Annotated in this window: 15 protein-coding genes; 2 read left to right on the top strand and 13 right to left on the bottom strand. The window is 60.4% G+C overall.

The features are described from left to right. Positions 1-63 precede the first annotated feature (63 nt). Complete coding sequence (gene ilvD, locus I5S59_RS04360) at positions 64-1905, top strand: dihydroxy-acid dehydratase (RefSeq protein WP_128321792.1); 1842 nt, start codon at positions 64-66, stop codon at positions 1903-1905. A 68-nt stretch (positions 1906-1973) separates the two neighbouring features. Here the strand turns inward: ilvD and I5S59_RS04355 are convergent, their stop codons facing one another. From I5S59_RS04355 to I5S59_RS04330, 6 genes are all read right to left on the bottom strand, one after another. Continuing rightward, a complete protein-coding gene (locus tag I5S59_RS04355; RefSeq protein WP_197875539.1) occupies positions 1974-4385 on the bottom strand; it encodes a TonB-dependent siderophore receptor in 2412 nt (803 codons plus the stop codon). Between the two features lie 129 nt (positions 4386-4514). After that, positions 4515-5462, bottom strand: a complete 948-nt coding sequence (locus tag I5S59_RS04350; protein WP_197875538.1) for a FecR family protein — start codon at positions 5460-5462, stop codon at positions 4515-4517. A 29-nt stretch (positions 5463-5491) separates the two neighbouring features. Further along, a complete protein-coding gene (locus I5S59_RS04345) occupies positions 5492-6025 on the bottom strand; it encodes an RNA polymerase sigma factor (RefSeq protein WP_197875537.1) in 534 nt (177 codons plus the stop codon). Between the two features lie 77 nt (positions 6026-6102). Then, positions 6103-9156, bottom strand: coding sequence for an efflux RND transporter permease subunit (locus tag I5S59_RS04340; protein ID WP_197875536.1), 3054 nt, complete (start codon positions 9154-9156; stop codon positions 6103-6105). After that, positions 9153-10220, bottom strand: coding sequence for an efflux RND transporter periplasmic adaptor subunit (locus I5S59_RS04335; RefSeq protein ID WP_197875535.1), 1068 nt, complete (start codon positions 10218-10220; stop codon positions 9153-9155). Before I5S59_RS04335 ends, I5S59_RS04340 begins: the two co-directional genes overlap by 4 nt. After that, entirely contained in the window at positions 10217-11308 is a 1092-nt protein-coding gene (locus tag I5S59_RS04330) for an efflux RND transporter periplasmic adaptor subunit (RefSeq protein ID WP_197875534.1), read from the bottom strand. Before I5S59_RS04330 ends, I5S59_RS04335 begins: the two co-directional genes overlap by 4 nt. 239 nt (positions 11309-11547) lie before the next feature. Here I5S59_RS04330 and I5S59_RS04325 point away from each other — a divergent pair, with 239 nt between their 5' ends. After that, complete coding sequence (locus tag I5S59_RS04325; protein ID WP_197875533.1) at positions 11548-12003, top strand: REP-associated tyrosine transposase; 456 nt, start codon at positions 11548-11550, stop codon at positions 12001-12003. 105 nt (positions 12004-12108) lie between these two features. Here the strand turns inward: I5S59_RS04325 and I5S59_RS04320 are convergent, their stop codons facing one another. From I5S59_RS04320 to I5S59_RS04290, 7 genes are all read right to left on the bottom strand, one after another. Next, positions 12109-13002, bottom strand: a complete 894-nt coding sequence (locus I5S59_RS04320) for an ABC transporter permease subunit (RefSeq protein WP_197875532.1) — start codon at positions 13000-13002, stop codon at positions 12109-12111. Continuing rightward, entirely contained in the window at positions 12999-13919 is a 921-nt protein-coding gene (locus tag I5S59_RS04315) for an ABC transporter permease subunit (protein ID WP_197875531.1), read from the bottom strand. Before I5S59_RS04315 ends, I5S59_RS04320 begins: the two co-directional genes overlap by 4 nt. Beyond that, entirely contained in the window at positions 13916-15058 is a 1143-nt protein-coding gene (gene potA, locus I5S59_RS04310) for a polyamine ABC transporter ATP-binding protein (RefSeq protein ID WP_128321801.1), read from the bottom strand. Before potA ends, I5S59_RS04315 begins: the two co-directional genes overlap by 4 nt. A gap of 59 nt (positions 15059-15117) precedes the next feature. Further along, positions 15118-16212 (bottom strand): polyamine ABC transporter substrate-binding protein, encoded by a 1095-nt coding sequence (locus tag I5S59_RS04305; protein WP_197875530.1) that lies wholly within the window; start codon positions 16210-16212, stop codon positions 15118-15120. Between the two features lie 166 nt (positions 16213-16378). Next, a complete protein-coding gene (locus I5S59_RS04300; protein ID WP_197875529.1) occupies positions 16379-17476 on the bottom strand; it encodes a polyamine ABC transporter substrate-binding protein in 1098 nt (365 codons plus the stop codon). 154 nt (positions 17477-17630) lie between these two features. Beyond that, positions 17631-18989 carry an aspartate aminotransferase family protein gene (locus I5S59_RS04295; protein WP_197875528.1) on the bottom strand — a complete coding sequence of 453 codons (1359 nt, stop codon included), beginning with the start codon at positions 18987-18989 and terminating at the stop codon, positions 17631-17633. Between the two features lie 47 nt (positions 18990-19036). After that, complete coding sequence (locus tag I5S59_RS04290; protein WP_028942349.1) at positions 19037-20395, bottom strand: glutamine synthetase family protein; 1359 nt, start codon at positions 20393-20395, stop codon at positions 19037-19039. Between the last annotated feature and the right edge of the window lie 532 nt (positions 20396-20927).

The following is a 20927-nucleotide window of genomic DNA, read 5'->3' as shown; positions in this document are numbered from 1 at the left end:
GTGCAAAGGACTAGAGAAGCTCACTCCCCTTTTTGTTACCTGATTAGCCGCCAGGAGTGCTTCATGCCTGATTACCGTTCGAAAACGTCCACCCACGGTCGCAATATGGCCGGCGCACGCGCCTTGTGGCGTGCCACCGGGATGAAAGATGAGGACTTCAAAAAGCCGATCATCGCCATCGCCAACTCGTTCACCCAGTTCGTCCCGGGGCATGTGCACCTGAAGGACCTGGGCCAGCTGGTCGCCCGCGAGATCGAACGCGCCGGTGGCGTAGCCAAAGAGTTCAACACCATTGCGGTCGACGATGGCATCGCCATGGGCCACGACGGCATGCTCTATTCGCTGCCCAGCCGCGAGATCATTGCCGACTCGGTCGAGTACATGGTCAACGCCCACTGCGCTGACGCCATTGTCTGCATCTCCAACTGCGACAAGATCACCCCCGGCATGCTGATGGCCGCCCTGCGCCTGAACATTCCGGTAATCTTCGTGTCCGGTGGCCCGATGGAAGCCGGCAAGACCAAACTGGCCAGCCACGGCCTGGACCTGGTCGATGCCATGGTGATCGCCGCCGACTCCACCGCCTCCGACGAGAAGGTTGCCGAGTACGAACGCAGCGCCTGCCCGACGTGCGGTTCGTGCTCGGGCATGTTCACCGCCAACTCGATGAACTGCCTGACCGAAGCCCTGGGCCTGGCCCTGCCGGGCAACGGGTCGACCCTGGCCACCCACAGCGACCGCGAACAACTGTTCCTGCAGGCCGGCCGGACCATCGTCGAGCTGTGCAAACGCTACTACGGCGAGAACGACCAGAGCGTCCTGCCGCGCAACATCGCCAACTTCAAGGCGTTTGAAAACGCCATGATGCTCGACATCGCCATGGGCGGTTCGACCAACACCATCCTGCACCTGCTGGCTGCCGCACAAGAAGCGGAAATCGACTTCGACCTGCGCGATATCGATCGCCTGTCACGCAAAGTGCCGCAGCTGTGCAAAGTGGCGCCGAACATCCAGAAGTACCACATGGAAGACGTCCACCGCGCTGGCGGCATCTTCAGCATCCTCGGCTCGCTGGCCCGTGGTGGCCTGCTGCACACCGACCTGCCGACCGTGCACAGCCCGAGCATGGAAGAAGCCATCGCCAAGTGGGACATCACCCAGACCGACGATGCAGCGGTTCACCACTTCTTCAAGGCCGGTCCGGCCGGTATCCCGACCCAGACCGCGTTCAGCCAGTCGACCCGTTGGGAAACCCTGGACGATGACCGTGAGAACGGTTGCATCCGTAGCGTCGAGCACGCCTACTCGCAAGAAGGCGGCCTGGCCGTGCTCTACGGCAACATCGCACTGGACGGCTGCGTGGTGAAAACCGCCGGTGTCGACGAGTCGATTCACGTGTTCGAAGGCAACGCAAAGATCTTCGAAAGCCAGGACAGCGCCGTTCGCGGCATCCTCGCCGACGAAGTGAAGGCCGGCGACATCGTCATCATTCGTTACGAAGGCCCGAAAGGCGGCCCGGGCATGCAGGAGATGCTCTACCCGACGTCCTACCTGAAGTCCAAGGGACTGGGCAAAGCCTGTGCCCTGCTCACCGACGGTCGCTTCTCTGGCGGCACCTCGGGCCTGTCCATCGGCCACGCTTCGCCTGAAGCGGCTGCTGGCGGTGCCATCGGCCTGGTGCAGGACGGCGACAAAGTGCTGATCGACATCCCTAACCGTTCGATCAACCTGCTGGTCAGCGATGAAGAGCTGGCAGCACGTCGCGTCGAGCAGGACAAGAAAGGCTGGAAGCCGGTGGAAGTGCGCCCACGCAAAGTGACCACCGCCCTGAAAGCCTACGCCCTGCTGGCCACCAGTGCCGACAAGGGTGCCGTACGCAACAAGGCGTTGCTCGACGGGCTGTAAGCCGTCTGCAACATAAAAAACCGGCGCCTTGTGCGCCGGTTTTTTTATGCATGCAGGTCGCCGGGCAGTCAGTACTTGGCGCGCAGGGTCAGAGTCAGGTTGCGCGGCTCACCGTAGAAGTTCGAGCCCCAGGAGCTGTCGACGCGCTCGTAATAGGTACGGTCGAACAGGTTGTTGGCCGTCAGCGTCGCCGACAGGTTGCGGTTGAATGCGTAACCCACCTGGGCGGTGGCGATGGCGTAACCGCCCTGGACGAAATCCACGTCACGCTTGTAGTAGGTGGCGCTCACGGCACGCACGCCGCCACCGACACTGAAGTCCTTGAGCGGCCCTTCGCTGAATGCGTAGCGCGTCCACGCGTTGAAGTTGTGCTTGGGGGTGATGGTGGTGCCCTGGTTGGTGTCTTCGCCACTGAGCGACTTGAGCATGGTGAACGCGTAACCGGTGCTGATGCTCCAGTTATCGGTCAGGTTACCGCTGAGTTCGGTCTCCCAGCCCTGGCTGCGGATCTTGCCTTGCGCTTCGTAGTACTGGTTGTTGGCGACCAGTTCTGCCCGGTTCTCGTCGTAGATGCGGAACACCGCCACACTGCCGTTCAGACGACCATCGAAGAACTCACGCTTGAGACCCAACTCATACTGCTTGCCCTTGCGAGGCTCGATGATCTCGTTGTCGCTGCCGACCTCGGTCTGCGGTTTGAACACGCTGGTGTAGCTGGCGTAGGCCGACAGCTCCGGGGTCAGCTTGGCCACCAGCGCCCCGTAAGGAATGAACTTGCGGTCGATGTTGGTATCGGTGGTGCTGAAGTTGTTGAAGAACGCGTTGGCGTTGTGCGCCTCGCTTTCAAACCAGGTCACCCGGCTGCCGAGGATCACGTCCAGCCAGTCGGTAGCGCTGATCTTGGTCCGGACATAGAGACCATACTGGTGCGATTTCGACCAGTTGCCGTTGTCCATCTCGTACTTTTGCTTGGGGATGTTGATGCTGCCCGGATCGAACACATTGGTATCGAAGTACTCGCCGCCACCGTAGGTGAAGTCCTTGTCCAGGTGCTGGTACTCGGCGCCCGCGGTGAACTCATGGGTGCGACCGAAGGCTTCCACCGGCAAGGTGACAAAGCTGTCCACGCCCAGGGTCTTGATATGGGTGTAGTAGGAATAGGCTACAGCCGAACTGGCACCGGTATCCGGATCGACAGCGCCGTCGCTCCAGGTGAAGTTGCGGGTCGGGGTCTCGGCATCGCGGTAGGTCAGCGAGGTCTTGAACTGGCCGCCGTTTTCCAGTGCATGGTCAACTTCGAAAAAGCTCTCCCAGACGTGCTCATCCAGTTCGTTCCATTTGGCGTCGACGAAGGTCGAGCGGCTGACGTCCAGCAGCTTGCCGTTGGCGTACGCCGGCAGGCCGAAGGCCGGGGTGGAATGGTTGTGCTGGTAGGCGCCGCCCAGCGACAGGGTGGTGTCCGGGGTAACGTCGTATTCCAGCCGGCCATAGACCATCGGCCGTTCATTCTGGGCGTAGTCGACGAAGGATTTGTTGTCCTCGTAGGCTGTGACAAAGCGCCCACGCAGGCTGCCGTCGCTGTTCAACGGCCCGGTGACGTCCACCGTCGTGTGGTAGTGATCATAAGAGCCTGCAGACAGTTCGCCGCTCAGGGCAAACTCACCCAATGCGCGTTTACGCACCAGGTTGATGGTGCCGCCGGGCTCGCCGGCTCCCTGATACAAGCCTGAAGGCCCGCGCAGCACCTCGACCCGGTCGAACATCGCCAGGTCGAAGCTGGTCATCAGGTCGCCTTGGCCGGTGATCTGGGAGACGCCATCGACTTGCACCTGATCGACCAGAAAGCCGCGCATGTAAACGTCATTGAGGCTGGAACCGGAGTTGTAGCTCTTGATCGTCGCCCCGGTAACCTGGCGCATGGCGTCCTGCAGGCTGTTCATGTTCTGGTCGTCGAGACGCTGGCGGGTAACCACCGACACCGACTGCGGGATGTCCTTGAGCTTCTGCTCGCCTTTACCGATGGTCAGGGCACCGGTGGTGTAGGAACCACTGCCTTCGGTGGTGGCCCCCAGCGCCTTGCCTCCGACCATGGTCGCGCCCAGCTGAAGCGCTGCATCACCGTCACTGCTCAGGCGTTTCTCCAGCGTGACACTGTCGCTGTCGATGTAGCTGGCGTTCAGCCCGGTACCCGTCAGCAGGCGCGCCAAGGCCTGCTCCTGTGGATAACTGCCTTTGAGCCCGGATGAGCGCAAGCCTTGGGTCATTTCAGCACTCACCAGTACCTGCACCCGGGTCACAGCGCTGAAGGCGGCCAGAGCGCCGTCCAGCGATTGTGGCGGAATGTCGAACTGATAAGCCTGAGCCTGCACGGCGGAGGCTGCCAGCGCCGGCATGGCCAAGGTACTGCTCCCCAGGGCAATGGCCAGGCTCAGCAGCGTCGGCAGACCGGACAGGCGCCGGGTGGCGGTGGTGGTATCCATCAGTGGTGCTCCCCAAATCGTCGAAGTCGTTTAGCTGCGCCGCACTGTCTGAGAGTGCTTATTATTTGCGCTTACGAGTTCAAGGACGACCTACGCCAGGGAAACCCTGAAACTTTCTCGAATTTTTCTTCAACCTTCGCGCAGCACCCGCAAGTACGGGGTGTACTGCTCGGCGCGCAGGCCCAGGGTGTGGGTCAAGGCTTTGAGGACAGCGTCGGGCTTGTCGATTTCAAACACACCCGAGACCTTGCGCTGACGCAAGGCGTCGCCGAGCACCAGTGTCTGCCCCGGCCAGTAGCGGTTGAGGGCATCCACCACCTCGGCCAGTGGCTGTTGCCGGAACACCAGTTGACGCTGACGCCAGGCGAACTCGGCGGCAACGTCGAAAGCATGCTCTGCACCCAGTTGCGCACCGCGGTATTCGACACCACGGCCAGGCTCGAGCAATACCGACTGGCGGTTATCTGCGCTGACCTGGACCTTGCCCTGGGCAACCCGCACGCGGGTTTGATCGCCCTGCCGGGCAACGCTGAAGCGCGTCCCCACCACCTTGACCCAACCGTCACCGGAGCGAATCAGGAACGGACGTGAAGCATCATGGCTGACGTCGAACCACGCTTCGCCACGCAGCAACCGCACGCGGCGCTCACCGTCGCGCAGCTCGACCTGCACTGCGGTGTCGGTGTTGAGTTGCAGCTGCGAGCCATCGGCCAGGGTAACCGCACGCGACTCGCCGGTAGCCGTTGCATAGTCGGCGCGCCAGCGGTCCGGCCAAGGACTGGACGCCAGCACGCCAAGCATCAACAACACGGCGGCAGCGCTCGCCCATGCCCGCACCGACGGTTTACGCCAGCGCGCACGTTGGGCCTGGCGGATGTGCCGAGCAGGCTCACGCAAGGCGCCCAGCAAGTCGAGCATTTCGTTCCAGGCCTTGAGCTGGGCAGGCCCGCGTGCCAACCAGGCGGCAAAAGCTTCGCGCTCGGTGTCGTCGAGGTCTTCAGCCTGCAGGCGGTAGTACCAGCCACTGGCCTCGGCGAACAGGTCGTCATCGGCATCCATGGCATTCGGGTCAATCATCAGTGTGTCCGTAGCTGCAAATGGCCGGCTCATCCGCGCGGCTCCGACGCACCGCTGAGCAACCGCGCCTTGATAAAGGCCCGGCAGTCGATCAGCGCGCGACGCAATTGGTATTCGACGCTACGCGGGGAAACGTTGAGACGCTCAGCAATTTCCCGGTAGGAGCATTCATCGACATGGTAAAGCAGGAAGATGTGCCGAGTCGCCTCGGGCAGGGCCTGAATGGCGTCATGCATCAGCGCATGCTCTTGCAGGGCCGACAATTGCTCTTCTGCACCGGGTGCCTGGCAGGGCAGTTCATCGCTGGGTTCGCCGCCATCCAGGCGCTCGCGGCGGATCATCTGACGCTGATGATCACGCACCAGGTTGCTGGCAATCGTAAAGAGGAACGCTGGCAGATTGTCGATCTTTTTGTCGGCAGGCAGCCGCGCCAGACGCAGGAACGACTCCTGCGTCAGGTCAGCGGCAACTTGGGCGTTGCCGATGCGCCGGGCAACAAAGGCTTCCAGCGCTTTCTTGTGCTCGGCAAACAACCGGGCAATCTGCATATTCCACGAAGACACGGCACGTCCTGGCAGCGAATCTCAAGGTGAGCGCACGCTAGCAGAAGATGAGATGTATTCGCAATTGATATGTATTTTTATGCACGCTGCTCCTGTGGTTCCCTGATCTTGTACCAGGCCACATACAGCGCCGGCAGGAACAGCAAGGTCAGCAGCGTCGCGATAATGATCCCGCCAATCATCGCGTAGGCCATCGGCCCCCAGAACACCTCCCGCGCAATGGGAATCATGCCCAGGCTCGCAGCCGCCGCCGTCAGCAGGATCGGCCGCCGGCGATGGTTGGTTGCTTCCAGCACCGCTGCCCATGGTGAAAACCCCTGCTCCTCGTACTCGTGGATCTGGGTCACCAGAATGACCGAGTTGCGGATGATGATACCGATCAGGGCGAGAATCCCCAGGATCGCCACAAAGCCCATCGGTGTGCCCGTCGGCACCAGCGCCAGCACCACACCGATCAGGCCCAACGGCGCCACGCTGGCCACCAGGAACAACTTCTGCACGCTGTGCAGCTGGATCATCAGGAAGGTGCCCATCAGGAACAGCATCAGCGGTATGACCTTGGCAATTGGCCCCTGGGCCTTGCCACTGGCCTCCACAGTACCGCCGGTCTCGACCTTGTAACCCACTGGCAGCTTGCTGGCGAAATCGTCGATCTGCGGCTTGAGTTCGCGCACCAGGTCGGTGGGCTGGATATCACCGCGTACCGCCGCCTTGATGGTGATGGTGGGCTTGCGGTCACGCCGCCAGACCAGCGGCTGCTCCATTTCATAGCGCACGGTGGCGAAGGCCAGCAACGGGATCGAGGTGCCATTGGGGGTGACGATCTGCAGGTTCTGCAGGGTCTGCGGCGAACTGCGCTCACTGTCTTCGGCACGCGCGATGACGTTGATCAGGTAGATGCTGTCATTGACCTGGGTGATCGGCGTACCGCTGACAATGCTGTTCATCACATTGGCCACGTCCTCGGACGACAGGCCGAGTTGCCGTGCCTTGTCCTGGGCGATCTCGACCCGCAGCACTTTGCCCGGCTCGTTCCAGTCGTAGATCATCTGGCCGATGTGGTCGTTGCTGTCGAGCAAGGTGGCCAGGGCAATGGCGTGCTTGCGCACCTCGTCGATGTCCTTGCCCATCACCCGGTACTGGATCGGCAAGCCCACCGGCGGGCCCATTTCCAGCGACTGGACGTTGCTGCCGATGCCGACGAAGTCTTCGCGCAAGCGTTCCTTCAGGCGCTTGATCAGCGCTTCGCGTGCCTCGAAGCTTTTACTGACGATAACCAACTGGGCGTAGTACGGGTTTTGCAGTTGCTGGTCCAACGGCAGGTAGAAGCGAATCGCACCCTGGCCGATGTAGGTGCTCCAGCGATCGATGTCCGAGTCGCCCTTGAGCGTTGCCTCCAGCTTGTCCACGGCTTTGCGGGTTTCCTCGATCGAGGCGTTTTGCGGCAGGTTGAGATCGACAAGGATTTCCGGTCGGTCCGACGAGGGGAAGAACTGGTTCTGCACAAAGCGCATGCAGAACAACGCCAGCACAAACAGCAAGATGGTCCCGACGATGGTCAGCCAGCGGTGGCGCATGCACCACAGCAAACTGTGCTCGAAAGCCTTGCCGACACGGCCGGTCTCTTCGTCATGAGCTTTGACCTTGGCATTGAGGATGTGCACGCCCAGTACGGGCGCAAACACCACCGCCACCACCCACGATACCAGCAAGGCGGCCGCAATCACCGCGAACAGCGTGTAGGTGTACTCCCCCGCCGAACTGCCATTGAGGCCGATCGGCATGAAGCCGGCTACCGTCACCAGCGTACCGGTGAGCATCGGGAAGGCGGTCGAGGTGTAGGCAAATGTCGCGGCCTGCTCCTTGGTTTCCCCCATTTCCAGGCGCGTCACCATCACCTCGACGGTGATCATCGCATCGTCTACCAGCAAGCCCAGGGCAATGATCAATGCACCCAGGGAAATCCGCTGCATGGTGATGCCGCTGTACTCCATGAAGATGAACACCATGGCCAGCACCAGCGGAATCGAACAGGCCACCACCAGCCCCGCGCGGATCCCCAGGCTGATGAAACTCACCACCAACACAATGACCACTGCCTCGAACAGGGCGCTGGTGAAACCGCCGACGGCCTCTTCCACCACCACTGCCTGATCGGAGACGGTATGCACCCCGACGCCCACGGGCAATTCGCTGACCACGCGATCCATCATCTTGTGCAGGTCGGCACCAAATACCTGGATGTTGCCACCGGCTTTCATACCGATGCCCAGACCTATGGCCGGTTGACCGTTGTAACGGAACAGCGGCGCCGGAGGATCAACGTAGCCGCGCTCGATCTCGGCGATATCGGCCAGGCGGAAGAAGCGGTCGTTGATGCGCAGGTTGACCGTCTCCAGGTCTTTCTCCGAGGCGAACTGACCGGTAGTACGCACCGACACGCGTTCCGGCCCGGCTTCGATAACCCCTGCCGGGGTCACCGCGTTCTGCGCCTGCAGGGCTTGCAGCACTTGTCGCTGATCAATGCCGAACGAGGCCAGCTTGCGGGTGGAGAAGTTCAGGTACAACACTTCATCCTGGGTGCCGATCATCTCGACCTTGCCCAGGCCCGGAACCTCGCGAATCTCGGCACGCACCTGTTCGACATAGTCACGCAGCTGGCGCAGGGTCAGACCGTCGGCGGTAAAGGCGTAGATCGAACCGTAGACGTCACCGAACTCGTCGTTGAAGCCCGGGCCCTGGATGCCTTGGGGAAACTGACCACGAATATCCTGGATTTTCTTGCGTACCTGGTACCAGATTTCAGGGATGTCTTTGGACGGTGTGGTGTCCAGCAGGTTGACATACACCGTCGATTCGCCCGGCCGGGTGTAGCTCTTCACATAGTCGAGCGAGTCCAGCTCCTCAAGCTTTTTCTCGATGCGATCGGTGACCTGATTCAGGGTTTCTTCCTGCGTAGCGCCCGGCCAGCGGGTCTGGATCACCATGGTCTTGATGGTGAATGAAGGGTCTTCTTCGCGCCCCAGGTTCATGTAGGAGAAAACGCCCATCAGCAGGCTGACGAACATCAGGTACCAGACAAAGGATTGGTGCTTCAGCGCCCACTCCGACAGGTTGAAGCTTCCTTTCATCGTGGATCTTCCTCATCGATTTTGACCTTCTGGCCCGGCTTCAAGCTGTTCACACCGGCTGTCACCACACGCTCTCCTGCTTGAACACCCGAACTCAACACCACGCTGTTGGGCGTGCGCTCAAGCACTTTCACCTCACGGGTTGCGACCGTATTCTGCTGTGGATCGACCACCCAGACACGGGTCTGCCCGTCGCTTTCCAGCAACGCCGTCGCGGGCAGTTCGTTGCGCGGTGATACCGACGAGGTCAGCGTGACGCTGATCGCCGTGCCCAGGTAAAAAGTCCTTGGGGTATCCGTCAGGGTCAAGCGTGCACGACGGGTTCGCGTCGCGGCGTCGGCCTGGGGTTCGAGCTCGCGCAAGGTGGCGGTGGTGTTGATGCCCGGATCAAGTTGCGAAGCCACCACGAACTTCATGTCACCCGTCAATTGCTCGGCAAGGTAGGTCGGCAAGTCGATGACCGCTTCCTTCACATCCGGACGGGCTACCGTCACCACCGCCTGCCCGGCACTGACGGTCTGCCCCGCCTCTGCCTGCCAGTCGGTGACCACGGCGTCGTGATCAACATGCAATTCGCTGTAGCCGAGCTGGTCACGCGCCTGGCTGACGGCCGCGCGGGCCTGCTCCAGCGACGCCCCGGTGGTTTTCAGATTGGTCTGGGCAATGTCCAGCTGCGCCTGGGCACCCACGCCACGGTCAAACAACTGCTGCTGCCGGCGTGCGTCTGCCTGGGCGTTGATCCACTGCGCCTGGACCTTTGCCAGATCGCCTTCGGCAGCGCGCAACTGGTTGCGCTGATCGGCCGGGTCAAGGCTGGCTAAAATATCGCCCGCTTTCACCGCACTGCCGACATCAACCCAGCGCCGGGCAATGCGGCCTGCCACACGAAAGCCCAGGGTGCTCTCGAAGCGCGCCTGAATAGTGCCGGCAAAGCGGCCAAGATTGGCTTGTACCTGTGGCTGGACAATCACCGACAGCACCGGCCGCACCGGTTCCGAGTCCGCGGACTCCTTTCCGCACCCCGCCAGAAGCAGAGCGCTGCACAGCAGTGTGACTGCTCTCATTGCGCTACCCCGATGTCCTTGAACGGTGCAATTTCTACCTGCATGCCGGGGGTGAGCAACTGCCCGCCGGCCACCACCACGGTTTGCCCGGCTTTGAGGCCTTCACCAATGACCACCTTGCCGGTGAGGTACTGACTGACTTTGACCGGCTGCAAACTGACCTTGTCGCCGTCGCCCACCAACCACACGGCGGGATCATGCAGGTCCTTGGTCAACGCCGACCAGGGCAGCACGACACTTGATGTGCCCTGGGCATGACCGGTGGCAGTCACCGGTGAGCCCAGTTCCATCCTCGTCGGCACATCGCGCAACGCCACTTTGACCTGCACGGTGCCGCTCTGTGCCGACACGGTCGGGGTGATTTCACGCACGTGACCCTGGGCCTGAACCTTCGGGTCGTCCACCAGGCTGACGGTAATGGTTTCACTGCTGGGCGGGGCGACCAGCAGCGCCGGATAAACATTGAACACCGCGTCGCGGTCGCCATCGTGGGCCAGGCTGAAGATCGGTGCCGTGGCCTGCACAACCTGCCCGACTTCGGCCTGGCGTTCGGTGATGACGCCGGCGGCATCGGCCACCAGGGCGGTGTAGCTCAGTTGGTCCTGGGCGTTGGCAAGCTGCGCCTTGGCAGCGGTCAGGGCGCTCTGGCTGCTGCGCAGCGCGGCCTGGGCCGAATCGTACTCGCTCTGGCTGGTGTAGCCCTTGGGCAACAGTTTCTGCTGACGAACAAACGCCGCGCTGGTCTGGGTAACCCGCGCCTGCTCGGCGAACACTTCGGCCTTGGCCGAGTCGACATTGGCTTGCAGGTCCTTGGGGTCGAGACGGGCCAGCACCTGGTTGGCCTTTACATGGTCACCGACATCAACGCTGCGGGAAATGATCTTGCCACCGACGCGAAACGACTGGTCCGCCTGTACCCGCGCCTGGACATCTCCCGTCAGTGTCACCAACGCAGCAAAATCGCTGGGTTGGACCTTTTGCACGGCCACCCGGGGTAACAAGATTTCGTCCACTTCCTTCTTTTTGCAGCCAGCAAGCATGAGCACCGAGCCCAGACTGACGACTAATACCGTACGCAACACCGTCATGCAGGCTCCTTCCACGCGTCAGATCGATACAGGTATGCGAGTGTTAGCGTAGATCAGGGTTTGGGAAACGGCGCTAGGGAGGGAAAGTTTTAGCGGCAAGGCTGGCCTGTTCGCGGGTAAACCCGCTCCCACAGGGTTGATGTGCAGTCCCTTGGCATATCCGGAAACCATCGGCCAGTGGGTAGCTGTGCCTCAGCCACTACCGTTGAGAAGGTATCCACTTATCAAGGAGAACGCTGATGCCCAAAGCCCAATCCCACCTGCTTCGCCGTGGTCGGTGCTCGCAACCCGGAAGGCTCTACCTGCTGACCACGACCACCCATCAGCGCAAACCGTTGTTTCATGACTTCGCTCACGCACGCATGGTCGTTCGGCAATTGCGCCAGTCAGAACAGGAAAAGGCCTGCCAGTCACTGGCCTGGGTCGTGATGCCGGATCATCTGCACTGGTTGATCGAATTGAAAACGGTCACGCTGGGCACACTGATGCGCAGGTTCAAGTCACGGTGCAGTCTCGCCTTGCACAGGGCGGGCGTTGAACATGGGCCGATCTGGCAGAATGGTTATCAGGATCGGGCGCTGCGGCGGGAGGAGCATGTCGTGCGGGTCGCCAGGTACATCGTTGCCAATCCATTGCGGGCGGGGTTGGTCAACCGTGTCGGCGACTACCCGCATTGGGATACGGTCTGGCTATGAATCGGCAGTGGGATCTTCGAGCGTAAACCCGCTCCCACAGGTACGGTGCAGGTCTCAGCCATTGCACTCTTCCTGTGGGAGCGGGTTAACCCGCGAATAGGCCGGTCAGGCGGACGCTGCAACCGGCGCCTGGCGCTTGGGTTGCGGCTGCGACATGTTGGCCGCAGCACCTTCTTCGATCGCCTGTTGAATCGCCTTGCGACGACGCTCTTCGGACTGACGGCTGAAGTACCAGACCATGAAGGTCACAATCGATACACTCAGCAGGATCAGGCTGGCAACGGCGTTGATTTCCGGTTTCACGCCCAGACGCACGGCCGAGAACACTTCCATCGGCAGCGTGGTCGAACCCGGGCCGGACACGAAGCTGGCCAACACCAGGTCATCCAGCGACAGGGCGAAGGACATCATGCCGCCCGCCGCCAGCGAAGGCGCGATCATCGGGATGGTGATCAGGAAGAACACTTTCCACGGCTTGGCGCCCAGGTCCATGGCGGCTTCCTCGATCGACAGGTCCAGCTCGCGCAGGCGCGCCGACACCACGACCGCCACATACGCCGCGCAGAACGTCGTGTGGGCGATCCAGATGGTGACGATGCCACGCTCCTGTGGCCAACCAATCAACTGGGCCATGGCCACGAACAGCAGCAACAGCGACAGACCGGTAATCACCTCAGGCATTACCAGCGGCGCGGTGACCAGGCCACCGAACAGGGTACGGCCTTTGAAGCGGGTGACCCGGGTCAGCACGAAGGCCGCCAGGGTACCCAGCGCCACCGCGGCGATCGCTGTGTAGCAAGCGATCTCCAGCGAGCGCATCACCGAGCCCATCAGTTGCGTGTTGTCGAGCAGGCCGACGTACCACTTCACCGACCAGCCGCCCCACACGGTTACCAGCTTCGAGGCGTTGAACGAGTAGATCACCAGGATCAGCATGGGCAGGTAGATGAACAGCAAGCCCACGATCAACATCAGCTTGGAGAAACTGAAACGCTTCATGCCCTGCCCTCCATCTCTTTGGCCTGACTACGGTTGAAGAGCAGAATCGGCACGATCAGGATTGCCAGCATTACCACCGCCAGGGCAGACGCCACCGGCCAGTCACGGTTGTTGAAGAACTCTTGCCAGAGCACTTTACCGATCATCAGGGTTTCCGGACCGCCAAGCAGTTCAGGGATGACGAACTCACCGACCACTGGAATGAATACCAGCATGCATCCGGCAATGATGCCGTTTTTCGACAGCGGAACGGTGATCTTCCAGAAGCTGTTGAAGGTACTCGAACCAAGATCCGACGCGGCCTCGAGCAAGCTCGGGTCGTGCTTCACAAGGTTGGCGTACAACGGCAGGATCATGAACGGCAGGTAGGAATAGACCACACCGATGTACACCGCGAGGTTGGTGTTGAGGATCTGCAACGGTTGGTCGATCAGGCCCAGCCACATCAGGAAAGCATTGAGCAGGCCGTTGTTGCTGAGAATACCCATCCAGGCGTACACGCGGATCAGGATCGCGGTCCAGGTCGGCATCATGATCAGCAGCAACAGCACCGTCTGCGTTTCTTTGCGCGCATTGGCAATGGCATAGGCCATCGGATAGCCGATCAGCAAGCACAGCAGCGTGCTGAAAAAGGCCATCTTCAACGAACCCAGGTACGCCGAGATGTACAGCTCATCCTGGGTCAACAGGCCGTAGTTGGCCATGTTGAGCACCACCTGCAGCTTGTCTTCGACATAGCTGTAGATTTCGGTGTACGGCGGGATCGCCACGTCCGCTTCAGCGAAACTGATCTTCAGGACGATGAAGAACGGCAGCATGAAGAACAGGAACAGCCAGATGAAGGGCACGCCGATCACGACATGACGGCCTTCAGGCTTTATTCGGTTGAATGCTCGCGTGAGCTTGCGCATGTTCATGACCGCAGTACCACGCCGCTGTCATCCTCCCACCAGACGTAGACCTGGTCGTCCCAGGTAGGTCGGGTGCCCTGGCGCTCGGCGTTGGCCACAAACGACTGGACGATCTTGCCGCCAGGCAGTTCGACGTAGAACACCGAATGGCCGCCCAGGTAGGCAATGTCGTGTACTTTGCCGCGCGACCAGTTGTGCTCGCAGGTTGGCTGCTCGGTGGTCACCAGCAGCTTCTCCGGACGCAGCGCGTAGGTGATGCGCTTGTCTTCCACCGAGGTGGTGACACCGTGGCCGACGTAGATCTTGCGCTCAAGCTCAGGGGTAGCAATCACCGCGTGGCCTTCGGCGTCTTCGACCACTTCACCGTCGAACAGGTTGACGTTACCGATGAACTCGCAGACCAGGCGGCTGGTCGGGGTTTCGTAGATGTCGATCGGGCTGCCGATCTGCGCGATCCAGCCCAGGTGCATGATCGCGATGCGCTGGGCCATGGTCATGGCCTCTTCCTGGTCGTGGGTCACCATCACGCAGGTCACGCCGACCCGCTCGATGATCTCGACCAGTTCCAGTTGCATCTGCGAACGCAGCTTCTTGTCCAGCGCACCCATCGGCTCATCGAGCAACAGCAGCTTCGGACGCTTGGCCAGGGAGCGGGCCAGGGCCACACGCTGACGCTGGCCACCGGAGAGCTGGTGCGGCTTGCGCTTGGCGTACTGGGTCATGTGCACCAGCTTGAGCATCTCGCCAACGCGTGCATCGATCTCGGCCTTGGGCATGCGGTCCTGTTGCAGACCGAAGGCGATGTTCTGCGCCACGGTCATGTGCGGGAACAGCGCATAGGACTGGAACATCATGTTGATCGGCCGCTCGTAGGGCGGCATATCGGTGATGTCTACGCCATCGAGGAAGATACGCCCCTCGGTTGGCCGTTCGAAACCGGCCAACATCCGCAGCAAGGTGGATTTACCCGAACCGGAGCCACCCAGCAGGGCGAAAATCTCGCCCTTCTTGATTTCGAGGGAGACATCCTCCACCGCGATGGTTTCGTCGAATTTTTTCGTGACCCGGTCGATTTTGACCAGCACCTGTTTAGGTTGCTGGTCGCCCTCGAGGGCTTTCTTATAGGCACCGGAGGCAACTGCCATTTGTGAAACTCCCAACAAGATTTTTTGCGCTCGCCCCTGCCGTGACGAACCCTGGATTGTTACTTGCCCGACTTGACCTTGGTCCAGATGCGGGTCATCAAACGTTGCACTTTGGGGGGTAGCTCAGAGTTGACGTACAACTTGTCCAGCACTTCTTGCGGTGGATATACCGCTGCGTCGGTTCGCACACTCTGGTCCATGAGTTCGCCAGCCTTTGGGTTAGGGTTGGCATAACCGACGTAATCGCTTACCTGGGCAATCACCGCAGGTTCAAGCAAATAGTTGATGAAGGCATGGGCCTCTTTGACGTTGGCGGAGTCTTTCGGAATCGCCAGCATGTCGAACCAGAGGTTGCCGCCTTCTTTGGGAATCACATAGGCCACGTCGATGCCCTTGCCAGCCTCTTCGGCACGGGACTTGGCCTGGAACACGTCGCCGGAGAAGCCTGCAGCCACACAGATGTCACCGTTGGCCAGGTCCGAGATGTACTTGGAGGAATGGAAGTAGGTCACGTAGGGACGTACTGCCAGCAGTTTTTTCTCGGCGTCGGCATAGTCTTTGGGGTCGGTGCTGTTGGGGTCACGCCCCATGTAGTTGAGCACCGCCGGAAGCATCTCGTCGGCCGAGTCGAGGAACGCCACGCCGCACTTGGAGAGCTTCTTGATGTTTTCCGGCTCGAACAGCATGGCCCAGGAATCGATCGTGTCGGTGCCCAGCGCCGCTTTCACCTTCTCGACGTTGTAGCCGATGCCGTTGGTGCCCCACAGGTAGGGAACAGCGTACTGGTTGCCCGGATCGTTCTTTTCCAGACGCTTCATCAGCGCCGAGTCCAGGTTCGAGTAATTTGGCAGCAGCGACTTGTCGAGCTTCTGGAACGCGCCCGCCTTGATCTGCTTGCCAAGGAAATGGTTGGACGGCACTACCACGTCATAGCCGGTGCGACCGGCCAGCAGTTTGCCTTCCAGGGTTTCGTTGGAGTCGAAAACGTCCTGCACAGGCTTGATGCCCGTGGCCTTTTCGAAATCCGCGAGTGTGGTCTGGCCGATGTAGTCCGACCAGTTGTAAATGTGCACCGTGGGCGCCGCTTGGACGCTGATCGCCAGCGTCAGACCCGCTCCAGCCAGCATGGCCTTGCGAAATACAGAAATAGACAAGTGAGAGGTCCTCTACAAAAGTGCCCATGTCTTGCGGCAGTAATCCCTGCCGGACAAGCAAACCGGCGCGCAACTTACCTTCGATACACTCACGCGGCAAAAAAAATTTGCCCTTCAAGCCCTCTCGGACGCTGCTTTCGCAGCATCCGGGAGGAAAACCGGGGAATTATTTGCCCGATTTGATTTTGGTCCAGCTACGCGTGATATCACGCTGGGCAGCTTTTTCCGGCGCTTTGATGGCGTACAGCTTCGCCTTCACTTCGTCGGACGGGTAGATGGCAGGATCGCTGGTGATGTCTTTGTCCACCAGCGGGGTGGCCGCCTTGTTGCCGTTCGGGAAGCGCACGGCGTTGGTAATGCCGGCCATCACTTTCGGTTGCAGCAGGAAGTCCATGAACTTGTAAGCAGCCTCAACGTTCTCGGCGTCTTTCGGAATGGCGACCATGTCGTAGAAAGTACCTGCACCTTCCTTCGGAATGGTGTAGCTCAGCTTGACCTTGTCGCCGGCCTCATGGGCACGGGCCTTGGACTGCTCCAGGTCACCCGAGTAACCCACGGCCACGCAAATGTTGCCGTTGGCCAGGTCCGAGATGTACTTGGACGAGTGGAAGTAGGTGATCGAAGGACGGATCTGGAGGAACAGCTCTTCAGCCTTCTTCAGGTCTTCCTTCTTGGTGCTGTCGCTCGGCAGGCCCAGGTAGTGCAGCGCAGCCGGAATCATCTCGGTCGGTGCATCGAGGAAGCTCACACCGCAGCTCTTGAGCTTGGCAATGTTCTCAGGCTTGAACACGGCATCCCACGAATCGATCTTGTCCACGCCCAGCGCGGCCTTGACCTTCTCCGGGTTGTAGCCGATGCCGATGGAGCCCCACATGTACGGGAAGGCGTACTTGTTACCCGGGTCGCTAGCAGCGCCAACAGCGTTAAGCAGGTCTTCGTCGAGGTTCTTCCAGTTAGGAAGCTTGGACTTGTCCAGCTCCTGGTAAACACCGGCGTGGATCTGTTTGGCCAGGAAGTTGTTCGACGGGATGACCACGTCGTAACCGGACTTGCCGGCCAGCAGTTTGGCTTCCAGGGTTTCGTTACTGTCGAAGACGTCGTAAACGACCTTGATGCCGGTTTGCTTCTCGAAGTTGGCGACGGTGTCTGGCGCGATGTAGTCCGACCAGTTGTACACATGCAGCACTTTGTCATCCGCCTGAACAGCACTGGCCATGGCGCCCATCAGGGACATAGCCAACAACGTCTTGCCCAATTTCTTCATGCGTAATGCTCCAGAATTTTTTATTTAGCCATCTGTTCAGTGGCCGGCTGTCGGGCGACTGAAACAGTCGCTAGTCTGGCAAGTTCCAAGGCGCACTTTCAACCAACGCGCGCCTCGAAACACGATGATGCCATTAGGCTAGCCTAGCACTTGGCTATTTCAGCGCCTCAAGCGTCAAGTCCAGGCATTTGCGTGCCTTTTCAACCAGCTCGTCGATCTCTTCACGGCTGATGACCAGCGGTGGTGCAATGATCATGGTGTCGCCTACGGCGCGCATGATCAGGCCGTTGTCGAAGCAGTGCTGGCGGCAGATCATGCCTGCGCCCTGGCCTTCGTAACGCGCCCGCGTTGCCTTGTCCTTGACCAGCTCGATTGCACCGAGCATGCCCAGGCCACGCACTTCGCCAACCAGCGGGTGATCGTTCAACTCGCGCAAACGTTTTTGCAAATACGGTGCCGTTTCTTCCTCGACCTGCTCGATAATTTTTTCATCGCGCAGAATCCGCAGGTTTTCCAGGCCCACAGCGGCCGCCACCGGGTGACCCGAGTAAGTGAAACCGTGGTTGAAGTCACCGCCTTCACTGACCACACGCGCCACTTCGTCACGTACGATCACACCGCCCATGGGGATGTAACCGGAAGTGAGACCTTTGGCGATGGTCATCAGGTCGGGCTTGAGGTCGTAGTAGTTGGAGCCGAACCACTTGCCGGTGCGACCGAAACCGCAGATCACTTCGTCGGCGATGAACAGGATGTCGTACTTGGCCAGAATCTCCTTGATCTTCGGCCAGTAGGTATCTGGCGGAATGATCACCCCGCCAGCGCCCTGGATAGGCTCGGCAATAAAGGCAGCGACATTGTCTTCGCCGACTTCGAGGATTTTCTTCTCCAGCTGTTCGGCGGCCCAGACCCCGAACTCGTCCGGGGTCATGTCGCCGCCTTCACCGAACCAGTACGGTTGCGGGATGTGCACGATGCCTGGCAGCGTGCCGCTCTGTGCGTGCATGCCGCTCATGCCGCCCAGGGCAGCGCCGGCCACGGTGGAGCCGTGGTAGCCGTTGATGCGGCCGATGATCACTTGCTTGTTCGGCTTGCCCTTGACCGCCCAGTAGTGGCGAACCATGCGCAAGATGGTGTCGTTGCCTTCGGAGCCGGAGCCGGTGAAGAACACATGGGTCATACCTTCCGGCGCCACGTCGGAAACGGCCTTGGCCAGTTCCAGTGCCGGTGGGTGGGCCGTCTGGAAAAACAGGTTGTAGTACGGCAGCTCACGCATCTGCTTGGAGGCAGCCTCGACCAGCTCCTCACGGCCATAGCCAACGGCAACGCACCACAAGCCAGCCATGCCGTCGAGGATCTTGTTGCCCTCGCTGTCCCACAGGTGCACGCCTTGAGCTTTTGTGATGATTCGCGGCCCCTTCTCTTTCAACTGTTTGTAATCGCTGAAAGGCGCCAGGTGATGCTCGCTGCTCAAAGCTTGCCACTCACGGGTTTGCGGGTTGTTGACGCTCATGTGCTTCTCCGTTTTCTGACGGCCGCACTCCTGCGGCTCCGGGTTGATCAGACCGCAAACAGCAGGAACTCACGTTCCCAGGAGCTGATTACGCGTTTGAAGTTTTCATGCTCGGCGCGTTTGGTCGCGACGTAGCCGGTAATGAATTTCTTGCCCAGGTACGGTTCCAGTGCCTGGCAGTTCTCCATGCGCTCCAGCGCGTCCTCGATGGTCAGCGGCAGGCGCAGGTTGCGGCGCTCATAACCGCGGCCCTGTACCGGCGCGCTGGGCTTGATGCCCTCGACCATGCCGATATAGCCGCACAGCAAGCTGGCGGCGATCGCCAGGTACGGGTTGGCATCGGCGCCTGGCAAGCGGTTCTCGACGCGGCGGTTCTGTGGGCCGGCATCCGGAACGCGCAGGCCAACGGTGCGGTTTTCCTCGCCCCACTCCACGTTCACCGGCGCCGAGGTGTCGGGCAGGAAGCGGCGGAACGAGTTGACGTTCGGCGCGAACAGCGGCAACACCACCGGGATGAACTTCTGCAGGCCGCCCACATGGTTGAGGAACAGCTCGCTCATGCGCCCGTCTTCATCGGAGAAGATGTTCTTGCCGGTGTGCACGTCGATGATGCTCTGGTGCAGGTGCATGGCGCTGCCGGGCTCGCCGGTCATCGGCTTGGCCATGAAGGTGGCCGCGACATTGTGCTTGAGCGCCGCTTCACGCATGGTCCGCTTGAACACCAGGATCTGGTCGGCCAGGGCCAGGGCATTGCCGTGACGGAAGTTGATTTCCATCTGTGCTGTGCCGTCTTCGTGGATCAGCGTGTCCAGGTCGAGGTTCTGCAGTTCGCACCAGTCATAGACGTCTTCGAACAGCGGATCGAATTCGTTGGCGGCTTCAATAGAGAACGACTGACGACCGGTTTCCGGGCGCCCCGAGCGGCCGATCGGTGGCTGCAGCGGGAAGTCAGGGTCTTCGCAGCGCTTGGTCAGGTAAAACTCCATTTCTGGCGCCACGATCGGCTGCCAGCCCTTGTCGGCATAGAGTTTCAGCACCTTCTTGAGCACGTTGCGCGGCGACAGTTCGACCGGGTTGCCCTGCTTGTCGTAGGTATCGTGGATCACCTGGGCGGTCGGCTCGATCGCCCACGGCACGAGAAACACCGCGTTCTCGTCTGGACGGCAGATCATGTCGATGTCGGCCGGGTCCAGCAGTTCGTAATAGATGTCGTCATCGACGTAGTCGCCAGTAACGGTTTGCAGCAGGACGCTCTCGGGCAAGCGCATGCCTTTTTCGGCGATGAACTTGTTGGTTGGAGAAATCTTGCCACGTGTGATCCCGGTGAGGTCGCTGATCAAGCACTCCACTTCAGTGATCTTGTGTTCTTTCAACCAATCGGTGAGCTGGTCGAGGTTGTTACTCATAAATACCTCAGGAGGTAAATGTCTGGACTGTCGTCAGGACACCCGGAGTGGGCCGTCCCAGACATTCTGGATGCCGGGCAACGCTAAAGCAAAAGCCACGCGAGGGCATACCGCGGCGAGGGCCGCTATAGTGAAGGCATAAGGTATTCAAAGAGGTGGCGACAACGGGCAGGCTGCCCGGGCCGTCAATTATTTCAGCCGGGGTGCAGGATGCTGGCGCGCGGCGAAAGCCGCCCGCGTAGAATGCGTGCAGACCGATCTGCGAGCGGCAGACGGTGATGCCGGTTGTCGGCAAGCGTGACATGTAACCCCCGGTATTATTGATGTTATGGGTTGCCACCGAGCTTAGCCTTGTTCATTTTTTTACACAACACCCCCGTAAAAAATAGAACACGGCATGCTCAAAACCGCTCGTATCGTACGAAAGCAGCGATTGTCTGCGCCCTTAATTGCAGCAAAAATGCCGCTCGAGGGCCATTTTAGGGCATCATGGGGTTGGCTTGACTTCAGTAGGGCTTTCCGATTGACTGGA

Source organism: Pseudomonas alkylphenolica, assembly GCF_016009175.1.
Classification (GTDB): Bacteria; Pseudomonadota; Gammaproteobacteria; order Pseudomonadales; family Pseudomonadaceae; genus Aquipseudomonas; species Aquipseudomonas alkylphenolica_B.
The sequence above is the reverse complement of the archived record's forward strand: the minus strand, read 5'-3'. Positions and strand labels throughout refer to the sequence as shown.

Bases quoted from the DNA above. Each gene is read 5' to 3' on its own strand.
- ilvD (WP_128321792.1), top strand. From the start codon at position 64: ATGCCTGATTACCGTTCGAAAACGTCCACCCACGGTCGCAATATGGCC.
- I5S59_RS04355 (WP_197875539.1), bottom strand. From the start codon at position 4,385: ATGGATACCACCACCGCCACCCGGCGCCTGTCCGGTCTGCCGACGCTG.
- I5S59_RS04350 (WP_197875538.1), bottom strand. From the start codon at position 5,462: ATGATTGACCCGAATGCCATGGATGCCGATGACGACCTGTTCGCCGAG.
- I5S59_RS04340 (WP_197875536.1), bottom strand. From the start codon at position 9,156: ATGAAAGGAAGCTTCAACCTGTCGGAGTGGGCGCTGAAGCACCAATCC.
- I5S59_RS04335 (WP_197875535.1), bottom strand. From the start codon at position 10,220: ATGAGAGCAGTCACACTGCTGTGCAGCGCTCTGCTTCTGGCGGGGTGC.
- I5S59_RS04330 (WP_197875534.1), bottom strand. From the start codon at position 11,308: ATGACGGTGTTGCGTACGGTATTAGTCGTCAGTCTGGGCTCGGTGCTC.
- I5S59_RS04325 (WP_197875533.1), top strand. From the start codon at position 11,548: ATGCCCAAAGCCCAATCCCACCTGCTTCGCCGTGGTCGGTGCTCGCAA.
- I5S59_RS04320 (WP_197875532.1), bottom strand. From the start codon at position 13,002: ATGAAGCGTTTCAGTTTCTCCAAGCTGATGTTGATCGTGGGCTTGCTG.
- I5S59_RS04315 (WP_197875531.1), bottom strand. From the start codon at position 13,919: ATGAACATGCGCAAGCTCACGCGAGCATTCAACCGAATAAAGCCTGAA.
- potA (WP_128321801.1), bottom strand. From the start codon at position 15,058: ATGGCAGTTGCCTCCGGTGCCTATAAGAAAGCCCTCGAGGGCGACCAG.
- I5S59_RS04300 (WP_197875529.1), bottom strand. From the start codon at position 17,476: ATGAAGAAATTGGGCAAGACGTTGTTGGCTATGTCCCTGATGGGCGCC.
- I5S59_RS04295 (WP_197875528.1), bottom strand. From the start codon at position 18,989: ATGAGCGTCAACAACCCGCAAACCCGTGAGTGGCAAGCTTTGAGCAGC.
- I5S59_RS04290 (WP_028942349.1), bottom strand. From the start codon at position 20,395: ATGAGTAACAACCTCGACCAGCTCACCGATTGGTTGAAAGAACACAAG.